Below are 14675 nucleotides of genomic sequence, written 5' to 3'. Positions count from 1 at the left end.
AACTTTTTTAGGAATATTTGAACTATGGGAATGACAATAACGGAAAAGATACTTGCCGCGTCGGCAGGTAAAAAAAATGTAGAACCGGGCGATTTAATCGATGCGAAAATCGATTGCATAATGTGCCACGATGTAACAACGCCGGCAGCGATATCAATGCTCAAGGAAAAAGGTATCGATAAGGTTTTCGACAATAAGAAAATTGTCGTAACGCCAGACCATTTCCAGCCGGCAAAGGATATCAAATCGGCGGAACTGCACAAAAGACTCGACGACTGGGCAAGAGCCAAGAAAATTAAAAATTATTATCCGCTCGGCAAAGCGGGCGTTTGCCACGCGCTGCTTCCCGAACAGGGACATATTAAGCCGGGCGAAGTAATCATCGGCGGCGACAGCCACACGTGTACTTACGGCGCGTTCGCTGCTTTTTCAACAGGTATCGGCTCAACGGATTTAGCTGCGGCTATCGCGACCGGCACACTTTGGTTCAGAGTGCCATCATCGATAAAATTTGTTCTTAACGGCAAATTATCGAAAGGCGTTTACAGCAAAGATGTAATTCTCGATGTAATCGCGAAAATCGGAACTGACGGCGCACTGTACAAGGCGATGGAGTTTGTCGGCCCCGCGCTGAAGAGTATGTCGATGGAAGCGAGAATGACCATTACGAATATGGCAATCGAGGCTGGCGGCAAAAACGGCATTATCGGCTTCGATGATGTTACGAAAAAATATCTCGACGAACATCTGAAAGACAAAAAGGCGTACAAGGTTTACGAATCGGACGCGGATGCGAAATATGAACAGACGATTGAAATCAATTGCTCGAAGCTCGAACCGATGGTTGCGTTCCCGCATCTGCCAAGCGGCGGAAAAGAAATCGGCGACTGCAAAGGTCTGGCGATGAATCAGGCTTATATCGGAAGCTGCACGAACGGCCGCATTGAAGATTTACGAATCGTCGCGAAGATTATGAAAGGCAAAACCGTAAAGATTAGAACGATTATTGTGCCGGCAACGCCTGTAATATGGAAACAGGCGATGGACGAAAAACTGTTCGACATCTTCTACGCTGCCGGATGCGTAGTTAGCGCACCGACTTGCGGAGCGTGCCTTGGCGGATTTATGGGAATTCTCGCCGCGGGCGAAAAATGCATAAGTACAACGAACCGCAATTTTGTCGGCAGAATGGGAAGCCCAAAGAGCGAAGTTTATCTTGCTTCTCCGGCAACAGCAGCAGCAAGCGCGATTGAAGGAAAATTAGTAGATTGTAGAAAATATTTATAAAGGGTATAGGGTACAGTTCTATCCCCTAAACCCCAAAAGGAGTTTAAAATGGCGAAAGCACATGTTTATAAACGAGATCATATAAATACCGACGAGATTATTCCGGCACGGTATTTGAATACTGATAATGTTGCGGAACTGGCGACGCATTGTATGGAAGACCTTGACACAGGTTTTATAAAGAAATGCAAGCCGGGCGACTGCATCGTTGCCGGCGACGATTTCGGCTGCGGCTCATCAAGAGAACACGCTGTCTGGGCGCTTCAGGGCGCAAAGGTCGGCGCGGTTATCGCAAATAATTTCGCGAGAATTTTTTATCGCAACTGCATTAACTGCGGGTTCTATCCAATTGAACTTACTGACGCGACATCAAAAATCAAAGACGGCGATGAAGTTGAAATCGATTACAAAAAAGGCGTGATTACTAATAAAACGCAGAAAAAAGAAATTACGTTCAAACCGCTGCCCGATTTCGCGATTGAGATAATCAACGACGGCGGATTGCTTGAACACATTAAAAAGGGAACCGCGGATTAACGCGGATTTACACGGATTTTTTAGGTATAAAATGAATTTTTTTGAAAAAAGACGCTGGGCAAAATTACTAAAAGGATGTCGTTACGATTTTGTTGCCGAAAAATTAGAGACAGCATTAAATGGAAGTTTTATTCCAAAGGAACTCGCTAGTCTTTTAGATGCTTATTGTTCAAGGCCTTGCCTTGAAACAGCAGTAGAATTGATAAAATATGATTTGCATAATCAAAAAGAAAATGTAGAAGACACAACTTTTCTTAATCTTTTTTTGAGTGGTAGTAATGCAGGACGAGAAGAATTTTATAAGTTTTTTAAAAAGGCTATCTTTTCTCCAGAAGAAAAGGAGAGCAAAGATTTAATTAGCCAGGGTGAATTTGAAAGTTAAAAATGGCTGAAACTGATTTATTGCATAATGAGCTGACACGAGAAATAATTGGAGCTGCTATGGAAGTACATACAACTCTCGGCAGCGGATTTCTTGAGAATGTATATGAAGAAGCTTTGGCTATTGAGTTTGATATCCGGAAAATACCTTATGAAAGACAAAAAGGGATTGATGTCTTTTACAAAGGATTGTTGGCAAAACAGTTTATTTGTGATTTATTGGTCGGCGGAAAAGTTTTGGTTGAACTTAAAGCATTGAAAGCTATCTCCAATGTCGAAGAAGCTCAAATTTTAAATTATATGAAAGCAACAGGTCTTGAAGTTGGCCTGTTAATAAATTTCGGTGAACAGTCTTTAAAATACAAAAGGTTTATACTTCAAAAAAACCGCGGATTAACGCGGGATTGCGCGGATTAAAAATGAAATCCCTAATTTATAAAATTAGAGAACTGATAAATAAGTCCATCTTAAATAGCTTATTATCAAAAGACCATAAAAGGTGGAACCTTATGTGCGGAAGTCTTGATACTGTTGAGTCCGCTCAAATGGCTATAGATTCGTATAATTGTCTAAACAAAGAAAATATCAAAGATATTGGACAAAAACTAATAATCTATGGTCTTTTTCAGGCACTTTACATTCAACAGGATGCCGTATTAAACCTGTGTAAATCAATAGGTATTCCTTTACCTGAAAATGAGAAAGATTTTAAGAAAAAATATCCAGAAGTTTATGAAATTAGACAATTACGCAATAAAGGCATTGGGCATCCATCCAAAGAAGGAAATACAAACAGTACCCATGGTATGTTGATAGATAATGATTCTATCGAACTATTTAGTTATACTGAAACAGGACAATTTAGTTACAGTGAATATAAGATTTCAGATTGTATTAAAAAGCAGAACCAATCGCTTTGTGGAATTATTCAGGAAGTGATAAAAAAAATGGAATCGATTGAAAAAGAACATAAAGATAAGTATAAGCAAAACAAATTAAGAGATTGTTTTCCGACTGATCCTCAATATTGTATCGGCAAAGTATTTGAAGCCATAAATCTTATAGATGTTCAAAACCAAGGTGAGACAACACCGCAAAGAATTGGAAGAGAAGGCAGAATAAGTTTAGCATCTTCCAATACCAATGATTTAATTAAATCTATTGATAAATTGAACAAAGAATTAATAGAAAGAGAGGTGCAAGATGTTTTCGTTAGTCTTGACATTGAACATTCCAAATATCCTCTTGAAAAACTAAAAAAATATTTTGAAGATGTTTCAAAAAGTTCGCTTAATTCGCAAGATGCCCGTGTGTACGCGGACTCTGCAAATGTACATATATTAGATTTAATAAAAAGTGCTAACAAACTTGATGACGAGTATGCAAAAACAACTTAAATCGGAATAAGATACAAATTTTATTAAAAAATTATATAATCCGTGAAAATCCGCGTAATCCGCGGTTGAAAAAGAAAGGAACACATGAAAAGTTATAATATCGCAGTTATGGGCGGCGACGGCACAGGGCCGGAAGTTATCGCAGAAGCTGTAAAAGTTTTGAAGACCGCAGCAGACAAATGCAAATTCAAAGTTAATCTGACAAACTTTGATTTCGGCGGCGAAAGATATATGAGAACCGGCGAAACACTGCCGGACAGCGCAATCGAAGAATTTCGCAAGTTCGACGCGATTTTGCTGGGCGCTATCGGTCATCCGGATGTAAAGCCGGGCATTCTTGAAAAGGGAATTTTGCTCAAGGCACGTTTCGCGCTTGACCAATATATCAACCTGCGTCCTGTAAGACTTTATCCGGGTGTTGAATGTCCGCTGAAAGACAAAGGGCCGAAAGAAATAGATTACGTCGTTGTTCGCGAAAATTCAGGCGACGCATATACCGGCACGGGCGGCATTACATTAAAAGGAACGCCAAACGAAGTGGCAGTTCAATCAATGGTTTACAACAGGTTCCAGGTTGACAGATGTTTGAAGTACGCATTTGAATATGCAAAGAAGCACGGCAAAAAAGCCCGCGGCGTCGGCAAAGAAAATACGCTCGGTCTGGTCGGCAAGACAAACGTGCTGACATTCGTTTACGACCTGTGGGAACGCGCGTTCCACGAAATGGGACAGAAGGAATATACAGACATCCGCAGAGATTATTATCACGTTGACGCGACATGTATGTGGATGGTTAAGAGTCCGGAATGGTTTGATGTTCTTGTTACCGGCAACTTGTTCGGCGACATCATCACAGACCTCGGCGCAATAACACAGGGCGGAATGGGTATCGCAGCAGGCGGAAATATTAATCCGAACGGCGTTTCAATGTTCGAGCCTATCGGCGGAAGCGCACCGAAATATACCGGCATGGGCGTTATCAATCCATTGGCCGCGATTTGCGCAGCTCAAATGATGCTCGAAACACTCGGCGAAGAAGCAGCGGCAAAGAAAATCGATACCGCAGTTCGATTCATAACAGCGAATAAGATGAAGAGTATGGCCGCAGGTAAAATGGGCTACTCAACATCACAGGTTGGCGATTTGGTAGCAAACGAAGTCGCAAAATAAAATATAAGAAAATTATCCAGCACCTAAAATATTTTTAGGTGCTGGGTTCATTAATTTTTATTTTTGATATTTGATTTTTAATTATGGAATGTAAGAAAAAAGAAAATTTGAGCTTTTGCACCTGTTCATATCCCGGCTGCGATAACAAAGGAATATGCTGTCAGTGCCTGCAATATCATTTAGCATCTAAACAATTGCCCGGCTGCTGCTTTCCAAAAGACGTTGAAAGAACTTACGACCGCAGCTTCAAATCATTCGCAAAAGCATGGAAACTGTAACGATTTAAGATTGAAGATTGAATAATGAAGAATAAAAGATTCGCCGAAGGCGTTTCCACAAATCTTCAATCTTCTATCTTCCATTTCCAAATGCTTGAATATCTTTAATAATTTTCTCTATGACTTCTTCGTGGCTAAGATTTTCACAATTAATTTTTACCTCGCCCCATTTTTTATAAAGCGGGGTTCGTTTTACATACAAATCGTCGAGCGTTTGATTTTTGCTCATTACCACGCCGCGGATATTTAAATCTGTCAAACGCTTTTTAATCATTTCAAGCGGCAAATCAAGATAAACGATTATGCCGCTGGTTTTCAAATGCTGCATTGCCGCATCGCTGTAAACCGCGCTGCCGCCTGTTGCGATAACACAATCTGTCTTATCGATACACCCAATATGTTCAGCTTCAATTTTGCAAAATGCCTCCAGTCCCTGCTGGTCGATTATCTGCTGTAAAGTTTTGCCGACAATCGCCTGAATAAAAATATCCGTATCGAGAAAATATCTGCCGAGCCGTTTAGCAAGCAAGACACCAATAGTGCTTTTGCCTACCGCCGGCATACCTATTAAAACAATATTTCGTTTATTTTCCATTTGCATCCTTCGAACATCTATTCAAAAGCCATTGAACATTCGTATTATTCGGTTCGCTTTGCAGTACCTTGCGATACTCTTGGGCAGCCTGCGCGTTTAATCCTTTTTTCTCAAGCAGAATTCCGAGATTGCGGCGCATTTGCACATCGTTCGGCCTTTTATTCACAACATATTTTATTTCTTCTATCGCTTCTTCAATTCGCCCAACACCCGACAGTGCCATTCCGCGATAACCGTGCAGGAACACATTTTCCGGTGCGATTCGCAGCGCTTTATCGCAGGCCTCAACCGTCTCGGCGAATCTCTGCAAATCATTAAGCGTTGCCGCCAGCTTTACATACGCCTCGATATAATCCGGTTTACAGTCAATCGCCTTCTGAAAAAATATCACAGCCTTCTCGAAATTATTAAATTCGCTGACCGCAATTCCAAGATTATAATACGCCTGTGGAAAATCAGGTTTGTATTTCAGAGCAAGCCGAAACTCATCGATTGCCTCATCGTTTTTCCCGACATTTAGCAGTGAACAGCCGAGGCTGTTATGATTTTCCGGCGAGTTTGGTCGCATTTCGATAAGTTCGCGCGAATATGTGATTGCGTCTTCGTACCGGCCGGCGTCATTGAGACTGGCCGCGTAATTAGTCATAATAATATAATTCTTTTTGGTTACCTGCAATGTGTGCTTGAATAATGTCAGACTGTCCTTCCAGTATTTCACCTGACCGGCGGCGACAACTCCCCACACAATCAAAATCGCAACTCCCAAAACCGCCAGCACCTTCACATGCTTTTGAAATAACTGCCTTGCGCCGAAAACGATAATGAGAAATATCCCTGTCAGCGGCACATAAGTGTATCGGTCGGCAATTGTGTGCGCTCCGACCTGAACGAAGCCGACGACCGGCACAAGCGTACCGAGATACCAAAGCCAGCCGAATATTAAAAATTTATGTCTTCGACCGAACCATATCACAATAACACAAATCAGCAGCAGCACCAAAACGCTTATTATAAATTTAATCAACGGAAAACTGCCTGCCAGATAAGGATAAAGAACCGCCAACTTCGCAGGCCATATCATTTTCCATAGATATTCAGCGTAAGAAATAATGATACTCGCCACTCTGTTCTTGAAGCCGTAGGCCGCGATTCCCGTTACAGCGCCGCCTTTCTGCTGACAAATATAAGTAATAACGCAGGACAGAAACGAGAATATAAAAAATGGAATTTTCTCAACAACTAAAGATTTATTTAACTTTCTCTCAAGCGGCCAGTAATCAAGCAATAATAAAACAAACGGCAGCGTTACAAGCATCGGCTTGGACATCAAGCCGAGAACAAACAAAGTCAGCGTTGTGGAATACCACTTAATTTGTAGATCCTTCGCGTAGTTCATATACGCCAACATTGTCAGCAGCCAAAAGAACGTGCTCAACACATCTTTTCGCTCGGCAATCCACGCGACAGATTCGACGTGCAGCGGATGCAGTGCAAAAGCCGCAGCGACAAAAAACGCCGGCCACAACAATGACGTTACTTTCTTAAAAAAGTAAAACAGAAGAATCGTATTGGCGATATGAAATAAAACATTAGTGATATGATGTCCGCCCGCGTGCCACTTAAAAATCCGGTAATCGAGCGTATGAGACATCCATGTCAAAGGATGCCAGTTGCTTGCCTGTCTGGTTGTAAACGTCCACTTCAGATTTTCCCAGGTGTAACCGGACTGAATATTTTTATTGTCAGTTACATAAGCATCGTCGTCGTATTTTACAAAATCATATTTATACACCGGCCAATACACGGCAACAATCGCAGCGGCAAGGCAAATACTGATTAAAATAAATTTTTTGTTCATTTATTTTCTTTCATTTTATTCATCGCGTCATCGATAATACCGAGCAGATTCCCGTCATTCGGATAATATCGCAGCCCCATGCGCGCAGCATCCGCAGCTTTTTCAGCGTCGCCAAGTTCCAGCAGCGCAACTGCAAGATTAACGCTGGCGGCAATATATTTCGGTTTGCTCTCCAGCGCCTTGCGATAAAACTCGACCGATTCGGACAATTTATTCTGACTCTGCATCGCCACGCCGAGATTAAAATTCGCCAGTGAATCGGCGGGGTTGTATTTCAAGGCCGTTTTAAAATATTCCATCGCTTCCGACAGCCTGCCGGTTTGCGCTAAAGCAATCCCCATATTGTTGAGCATTTCGGTAGATTCTGGTTTCACTTCCAAAAATTCCGGAGTCATTTCAATCACACGATTAAATTCGCCGATTTCATTCAGACATATTAAATAGTTGCCGAGAATATTATAATTATATTTAGTTACCGATAAAGTCCTTTCGTAAAGCGTGATACTGTTCTGCCAGTACCGTACCTGTCGGCCCGCGGCAAACGCCCAGCACACAAGCAGCAGCATCGAAAGAAAAACACAGTTCCGTTTTGAAAGATATTGTACGCTGCCGAACGTCATTATTACAAAAATGCCGATTAGCGGAATGTAAGTATATCTGTCTGCGTAAGCCTGTGAGCCGACCTGCACAAGCCCAATTACCGGAACAAGCGTTCCGACATACCACAGCCATCCGACGGGCAAAAATTTGTATCGCTTTCCAAATCGAATCACAAGAATTGTAATCAGAACAAGCAGTACCGCGCAGCCGATAACTTTAGTAATCGCAATCCCACTCGCCGGATACGGATAAAGAACCGCCAGTTCCGCCGGCCATATCATTTTCCAAATATAAACCGTGTATGAAACAATAACATTATACAACCGAAGTTTTAAACTGATTTTCTCAATATCCGCAACCGCGCCACTGTTCTGCTGAACGAGAAAAGTTACAACGCAGGATAAAAACGAAAGAACAAAAAACGGGATTTTTTCGATAAGCAGATGCTTATTAAATTTCCTCTCTAACGGCCAGTAATCAAGCAATAATAAAACAACCGGCAGCGTTACGAGCATCGGCTTACTCATCAGGCCGAGTACAAATAACACGATTGCGGATAAATACCATTTTATATTTTTGTCTTTGACGAATTTCGCATACGCAAGCATCGTCAAAAACCAAAACATCGTACTCAAAACATCTTTGCGTTCTGAAACCCAGGCAACAGATTCTACGTGCAGCGGATGAACAGCGAAAGCCGCGGCGATAAACGCACTTGGCCAAATAGCGTTTGTCAGATACTTAAAAAGATAAAACAACAGCAGCGTATTTATAACATGATAAAAAACGTTAACTACGTGGAAGCCGCCGGCGTGATTTTTGAAAAGCTGATAATCAAACGCGAGTGAAAGCCACGTCAGCGGATGCCAGTTGCCCACATGACCGGTTGTAAACGCCCACCGGATGCTGTCGAAGTTCAAGCCTGTTTTTATATTATCGTTATTTATTACATAAGACTCATCGTCGTAGCTTACAAATTCAAATTTATACACCGGCCAATACACGGCAACGACCGCCGCGACAAGAGCAACGCATATTATTAAGGATGTTTTATTTCGTTCCATTTTTTTCTAATGCAAGTTTAAGCTGCCGCTGGAGCACTTCATTGTTCGGCTCGATTCGCAGACCAACTCTGCAAATTTCCGCCGCTTCGTCGGCCCGATTTAAATTGTTTAGTGTTATCGCAAGACAAATATAAGCATCCATATAATCAGGCTTTGTTTCTATCGCCTGCCGGAAATATTTGATAGCCGCGTCGGTATTTTTCTTGTAACTTGCGACAAGGCCGAGATTCAAATATCCCTGCGCAAGGCCGGGATTATATTTTACAGCCAGCGCAAAGTGTTTTTCCGCCTCATCGAATTTGTTTTTCTGAATTAGAATTACGCCGAGATTGCAGTGCGCCTGATATGAATCAGGTTTAAATTTCAGCAGTTCATCCGTTTTCGCTACCGCCTCATCTATTCTGTTTTTACTAATCAGATAATTTATGTAATTGCCGAGAATAACATCGTTATTTTTTGTGTTCCGCAAAGTATTTGTAAACAGCGTTTCGTCGTTTTGCCAGTATCGTACCTGCCGACCGGAAACAACCGCCCAGCACGCCAGCAGCAGCATCGACAGAAAAACGCAGTTCCGCTTTGAAAGATATTGCACGCTGCTGAACGTCATTATCATAAAAACGCCGATTAGCGGAATATAAGTGTACCTGTCGGCGTAAGCCTGTGCGCCAACCTGCACAAGACCAATTACAGGCAAAAGCGTAACAAAATACCAAAGCCAGCCGACTGTAAAAAATTTATATTTTCGCAGAAAAATAATACAAACAAAAATCACGACAAGCAGCAGCACGCTGAAGGCGATTTGATATTTGCTCAACTCATCTCCGGGATGAGGGTACAGCATCGCCAGTTCTGCCGGCCAAATAGTTTTCCACAAATATACAGAATACGAAACTATCGCATTGCATATTCTCGTTTTTAATCCAACCGTCTCGCCGAACGACATTGAACCAAAGTCACGCTGAACAATGAAAGTTACGCCGCAGGAAGCAAGTGAAAGCAAAAAGAACGGAATTTTTTCAATGAACAATCGAAACGAAACTTTTCTTTCCAACGGCCAGTAATCCATCAGCAGCAAAACCACCGGCAGCGTTACGAGCATCGGCTTGGACATCAAACCGAGAATAAATAATGTTATCGCAGCAAGATACCACTTTGTAGGGGCAGACCTGTGTGTCTGCCCTGAATTGGGCGAATACATCGGTTCGCCCCTACATTGTTTTGTATAGCTTACATACGCAAGCGTCGTCAAAAACCAAAACATCGTGCTCAAAACATCTTTGCGTTCTGCGACCCAGGCAACAGACTCGACGTGCAAAGGATGCAGTGCGAATGCCGCGGCGATAAACGCACTGGGCCAAATCGTATTCGTCAGATATTTAAAAAGATAAAACAACAGCAGCGTATTTATAATATGATACAGAACGTTGACAACATGGAAGCCGCCGGCGTGAATTTTGAAAAGCTGATAATCCGTCGCAAGTGAAAGCCATGTCAGCGGATGCCAGTTGGCTGCTGTTGTTGCGGTAAATGCCCAGCGTGCGGTTTGAATAAGCCCAGCGCGGATGTGAACATTCTGCACAACATAAGTATTGTCGTCGAAGCTGGTAAAATCGTATTTATACACCGGCGCATAAACAGCGATTACAGCCGCGGCAAGACATACGCTTATTATCACAGCGGTTTTTTTACTCGAATATTCCTGCTGTTTGATTTTAAAACTCATAATTTCTAATGACCGGTTTGCGTTTTCAAATCTTCTTCAAGAAGCTGACGCAAATTCTCATTATTCGGCTCAACTTGCAGCCCCGCACGATATGCCTCAATAGCGTCTGCGATATTACCCTTGCGTTCAAGAAAGATTCCCAAATTGCGATACATCATTACATCCTTCGGCCTGGCTTTCAAAACAAAACGAACATCATTTATCGCTTCGTCGATTTTTCCAATCGCATTAAATGCCAGACTCCGCCGCCCGTAAGCGTCAATATTTTCAGAGTCAAGTTTTATCGCCTTGTCGAATGCACCAATCGCCAGTTCGTATTTTTGCAAATCGAAAAATATTCGCCCGAATCTTGTATATGTTTCCGAAGTCATCTCCGGCAGTTTTGCGGCCTGGGTCAAAACATCATTAATTTCCTCCGGCTTGTTCTGCCGTTTCAGATTGTTCGCGAGATTTATATATGGGTGAATGAAATTCGGGTCGTTTTTAATTGCAAGCCTGAAATACGTTTCGGCATTTTTAAAATTACCGATCTCCTGCAGTGCACAGCCGAGATTATTATTCGCCATCGGAGATTCCGGATAAATCTCCTGCGATTGTTTAAAACATTTAATTGCGTCTCTGGCCTTGCCCTGCTCGACCAGAATACTTCCGTAATTATCGAGCATCATATAATTATTTTTTGTAACTTCAATTGCCCGCCCAAACAGCGACTGACTGTTCTTCCAGTATTGCAGCTGGGCTATTGAATCGACAGTAAGAGAAACCAAAACCAGACCCGCAGCCGCCGCGGCAAGTTTATAATTCTTCGCCGGCACAAATTCTTTCACGCTCCAGACTATCATTATAAACAGCCCCGTCAGCGTCATATAAGTATATCTGTCAGCCATCGCCTGTGCGCCGACCTGAACGATACCGATAACCGGAACCAATGTGCCGAGATACCAAAGCCAACCGCTGATAAGAAATTTCCGTTTGCGTCCGAAATAAAGAACCGCTGCCGTAATGCAAATCAGCACAATCGCACATATCACTGCTTTAGCAGCAGAAATATTATCGCCCGGATGCGGATAAAGAATCGCGAGGTTTTCCGGATAAAACATTTTCCAGATGTAATCGACATAACTGACGAACACATTTTTGATGCGTATGCTTAAACTGAATTGCCGAAACAGCGAAACCGAACCGCCGCTTTTCTGAACGATGTAAGTTACGACACAGACCGCAAACGCACAGATAAAAAAAGGAATCTTTTCAGCAAGCAGCCTGACCGAAAATTTTCTTTCTAACGGCCAATAATCAAACAGCAGCAGAACAAACGGCAGCGTAACAAGCATCGGCTTGGAAATCAGCCCCAGCACAAAAAGCACCAGCGTAATTAAATACCGTACCGCATTTTGCTTCTCGACATACCAGACATACGTCAGCATCGTCAAAAGCCAGAACATCGTACTCAACAAATCTTTCCGCTCGGAAATCCACGCGACAGATTCAACGTGCAGCGGATGCAGCGCAAACAGAGCCGCGACCAATGCCGCCGGCCAAACCGCTTTCGCCGCCCGCAGCAAAACATAGAACAAAAGAATTGTATTGGCGAAATGAAACCAGACGTTGACTAAATGATAGCCGCCCGCCCAATTTTTGAAAAGCTGATAATCGAGCGCGTGCGACAGCCACGTCAGCGGATGCCAGTTGCTCGCGAGGCTGCTCGTGAACGCCCAGCGAATCGTCTCCCAGTTCAGACCTGACCGGATATGTACGTTCCGCGTAATGTAATCGCCGTCGTCAAAGCGAATGAAATCAAAACTGTACACCTGCCAATAGACCGCGAAAATCGCGACGGCAAGACAGATACTAATTAAAATCCGAAGCTTGAAATCCGAAATCCGAACGTCTCTGTTGGATTGTTGAGGCATATCCGTTAGCTCTTAAATGTAAATTTTTTGCCTGTAAGCTGTTCGTAGGCCTCGATATATTTGGCGCTCGTTTTCTCGCAGACGTCCGCCGGCAGCTCAATGCCTTTGCCGGACTTGTCGAAATTAATACTCTCAAGATAATTGCGAACGAACTGCTTGTCGTAGCTTTCCTGGTCTCTGCCGGCCTGATACTTATCCGCAGGCCAGAACCTCGACGAATCAGGTGTGAGTACTTCATCAATCAAAATTATCTTATCGCCAACTACGCCCCATTCGAATTTCGTATCCGCAAGGATAATGCCCTTCGTCTCGGCGTAAGCTGTTGCCCGTTTGAAAATTTCGATACTCTTATCGCGTAAATAACAGGCGTTTTTCTCGCCGACGATTTTCACACATCTGTCGAAATCGATATTCTCATCGTGCCTGCCGAGTTCTTCCTTCGTTGAAGGCGTAAATATCGGCTCCGGCAGTTTTTGACATTGTTTTAATCCCGCCGGCAGCTTGTGGCCGCATACGGTTTGAGTTTTCTGATATTCCTTCCAGCCGGAACCAGCCAGATAGCCGCGAACAACGCACTCGACCGGCAGCACTTTGGTTTTCTTAACCAGCATACTCCTGCCGACAAGCTGACGAGCGTTATCGCAGAACGGAGCGGGAAAAGTCTTAACATCATCGCTGATTAGATGACTTTCGACAGTACCTGCCAGAAACTCGAACCAGAACTTCGAAATCTGCGTCAGAACGATACCTTTATATTGAATCCCGTTGGCCATTATAACGTCGAACGCGCTGATTCTGTCCGAGGCGGCTATAATCAGCCTGTCGCCAAGGTCGTAAATATCGCGAACTTTGCCGTGTTTCGGATTCGTGCCGGGAATATTGGTTTTTAGAATTACGTCAGCCATTTTAACTCCTAATATAGTTAAGATTAGTCCCGGCATAATAATTCATAACGACAGTATTGTCAAGAATTTGTAATTGTAGCCACGAAGACACAAAGGCATTAAAAAATTGTATATTGTATTTGGCTTTAGTCGCTGGTTGTTAGGTAATAGTTTTTAGTTGATAGTTGGTAAAATCTCATTTAAGAAAATTAGTATGTTAACACTATATTTTGTTTGGATTTTGATCAAAAAAAACGAAGCGGTTATGGATAGTTAACCGCTTCGTCGAGTTAGGATGCTCACTCTCTATAATTAATATATACAGAGCGCTATGCTCAAGAATTAGGTGTTAGGTTGTTTGATTGCGTGTATTCCGTAACATAGTTTTTGCAAGGTCCTCTCCATGTCCCATCACACTTCCTGCTATCTCTGACCGGCAAACTTCCGGAAGGAACTCTCTTGATCCGCCTTCAACATGTATTAACATTCTATTGGCATCCACCAGAAAGTTATTACTGGCCAGAGCAAAAGAAGAAAAATCCGCTGTTAAATTACTCGACTGATCACTTTCAATGTTTATTAGATTGTGAGTAATATGCGGTACATTAATTTCAAATCTGTTTTCCTCGTTAATTTCGAAATCTACCATTAACGGACCGGTGTCTTGACTGCCGATATTTTTTATCTGTATAAAAATTATCTTCCTGGTGATAGTCCATACAAAGGCCAACTTTGTCAGGGATATTTCTGACAGCGTGTTTGGGAAAAATGTTGCCAACAACGTTTGCATATAAAAATCCTCTGGGAAAAAGACATCTCAAAGTTGCAAGGCAAGCTGATTAATTTTGGTTCATCCGGTTAATGCGTAGGTGGCCTTGTGCAGATGCAGGATTCGGAGCTTTAGATATTCATCATCTCGGTAGCCGCAGGCTTGTCGCTGAAGCATGCCAATCTTGCGATTCATCACCTCCAGTTTGCCAGTGCTGAT

The 14675-nt window shown here is 42.7% G+C and carries 15 protein-coding genes; 7 read left to right on the top strand and 8 right to left on the bottom strand.

Features of this window, described 5'->3' with window-relative positions; translation table 11 throughout:
• Positions 1-24: 24 nt before the first annotated feature.
• From LLF92_01435 to LLF92_01405, 7 genes are all read left to right on the top strand, one after another.
• Positions 25-1287, top strand: coding sequence for a 3-isopropylmalate dehydratase large subunit (locus LLF92_01435; protein ID MCE5339776.1), 1263 nt, complete (start codon positions 25-27; stop codon positions 1285-1287).
• Between the two features lie 48 nt (positions 1288-1335).
• Positions 1336-1824, top strand: a complete 489-nt coding sequence (locus LLF92_01430) for a 3-isopropylmalate dehydratase small subunit (GenBank protein MCE5339775.1) — start codon at positions 1336-1338, stop codon at positions 1822-1824.
• 31 nt (positions 1825-1855) lie between these two features.
• Positions 1856-2206 (top strand): hypothetical protein, encoded by a 351-nt coding sequence (locus tag LLF92_01425; GenBank protein ID MCE5339774.1) that lies wholly within the window; start codon positions 1856-1858, stop codon positions 2204-2206.
• A gap of 2 nt (positions 2207-2208) precedes the next feature.
• Complete coding sequence (locus LLF92_01420) at positions 2209-2622, top strand: GxxExxY protein (GenBank protein MCE5339773.1); 414 nt, start codon at positions 2209-2211, stop codon at positions 2620-2622.
• A gap of 92 nt (positions 2623-2714) precedes the next feature.
• The gene (locus tag LLF92_01415) at positions 2715-3602 is read left to right on the top strand and encodes a hypothetical protein (protein ID MCE5339772.1); all 888 of its coding nucleotides are present in this window, start codon (positions 2715-2717) and stop codon (positions 3600-3602) included.
• 84 nt (positions 3603-3686) lie between these two features.
• Positions 3687-4772, top strand: a complete 1086-nt coding sequence (locus tag LLF92_01410; GenBank protein ID MCE5339771.1) for a 3-isopropylmalate dehydrogenase — start codon at positions 3687-3689, stop codon at positions 4770-4772.
• A gap of 83 nt (positions 4773-4855) precedes the next feature.
• Complete coding sequence (locus LLF92_01405; protein MCE5339770.1) at positions 4856-5050, top strand: DUF6485 family protein; 195 nt, start codon at positions 4856-4858, stop codon at positions 5048-5050.
• Positions 5051-5123: 73 nt separating this feature from the next.
• Here LLF92_01405 and LLF92_01400 read toward each other — a convergent pair whose 3' ends face one another.
• From LLF92_01400 to LLF92_01365, 8 genes are all read right to left on the bottom strand, one after another.
• The gene (locus LLF92_01400) at positions 5124-5645 is read right to left on the bottom strand and encodes a shikimate kinase (protein MCE5339769.1); all 522 of its coding nucleotides are present in this window, start codon (positions 5643-5645) and stop codon (positions 5124-5126) included.
• Complete coding sequence (locus tag LLF92_01395; GenBank protein MCE5339768.1) at positions 5635-7503, bottom strand: tetratricopeptide repeat protein; 1869 nt, start codon at positions 7501-7503, stop codon at positions 5635-5637. Before LLF92_01395 ends, LLF92_01400 begins: the two co-directional genes overlap by 11 nt.
• Positions 7500-9167: a tetratricopeptide repeat protein gene (locus LLF92_01390; protein MCE5339767.1), complete on the bottom strand. Its 1668-nt coding sequence runs from the start codon at positions 9165-9167 to the stop codon at positions 7500-7502. The genes LLF92_01395 and LLF92_01390 overlap by 4 nt, the downstream gene beginning before the upstream one ends.
• Positions 9154-10890: a tetratricopeptide repeat protein gene (locus LLF92_01385; GenBank protein MCE5339766.1), complete on the bottom strand. Its 1737-nt coding sequence runs from the start codon at positions 10888-10890 to the stop codon at positions 9154-9156. The genes LLF92_01390 and LLF92_01385 overlap by 14 nt, the downstream gene beginning before the upstream one ends.
• A 5-nt stretch (positions 10891-10895) precedes the next feature.
• A complete protein-coding gene (locus tag LLF92_01380; protein MCE5339765.1) occupies positions 10896-12803 on the bottom strand; it encodes a tetratricopeptide repeat protein in 1908 nt (635 codons plus the stop codon).
• 5 nt (positions 12804-12808) lie between these two features.
• On the bottom strand, positions 12809-13708 hold the full coding sequence (locus tag LLF92_01375; GenBank protein MCE5339764.1) for a phosphoribosylaminoimidazolesuccinocarboxamide synthase: 900 nt from the start codon (positions 13706-13708) through the stop codon (positions 12809-12811).
• 328 nt (positions 13709-14036) lie between these two features.
• Positions 14037-14477: a hypothetical protein gene (locus tag LLF92_01370; GenBank protein MCE5339763.1), complete on the bottom strand. Its 441-nt coding sequence runs from the start codon at positions 14475-14477 to the stop codon at positions 14037-14039.
• Between the two features lie 60 nt (positions 14478-14537).
• Positions 14538-14660 (bottom strand): hypothetical protein, encoded by a 123-nt coding sequence (locus tag LLF92_01365; GenBank protein ID MCE5339762.1) that lies wholly within the window; start codon positions 14658-14660, stop codon positions 14538-14540.
• Between the last annotated feature and the right edge of the window lie 15 nt (positions 14661-14675).

It is taken from the genome of Planctomycetaceae bacterium (genome assembly GCA_021371795.1).
Lineage (GTDB): Bacteria > Planctomycetota > Phycisphaerae > Sedimentisphaerales > UBA12454 > UBA12454.
This window is presented reverse-complemented; position numbering and strand designations above follow the sequence as displayed.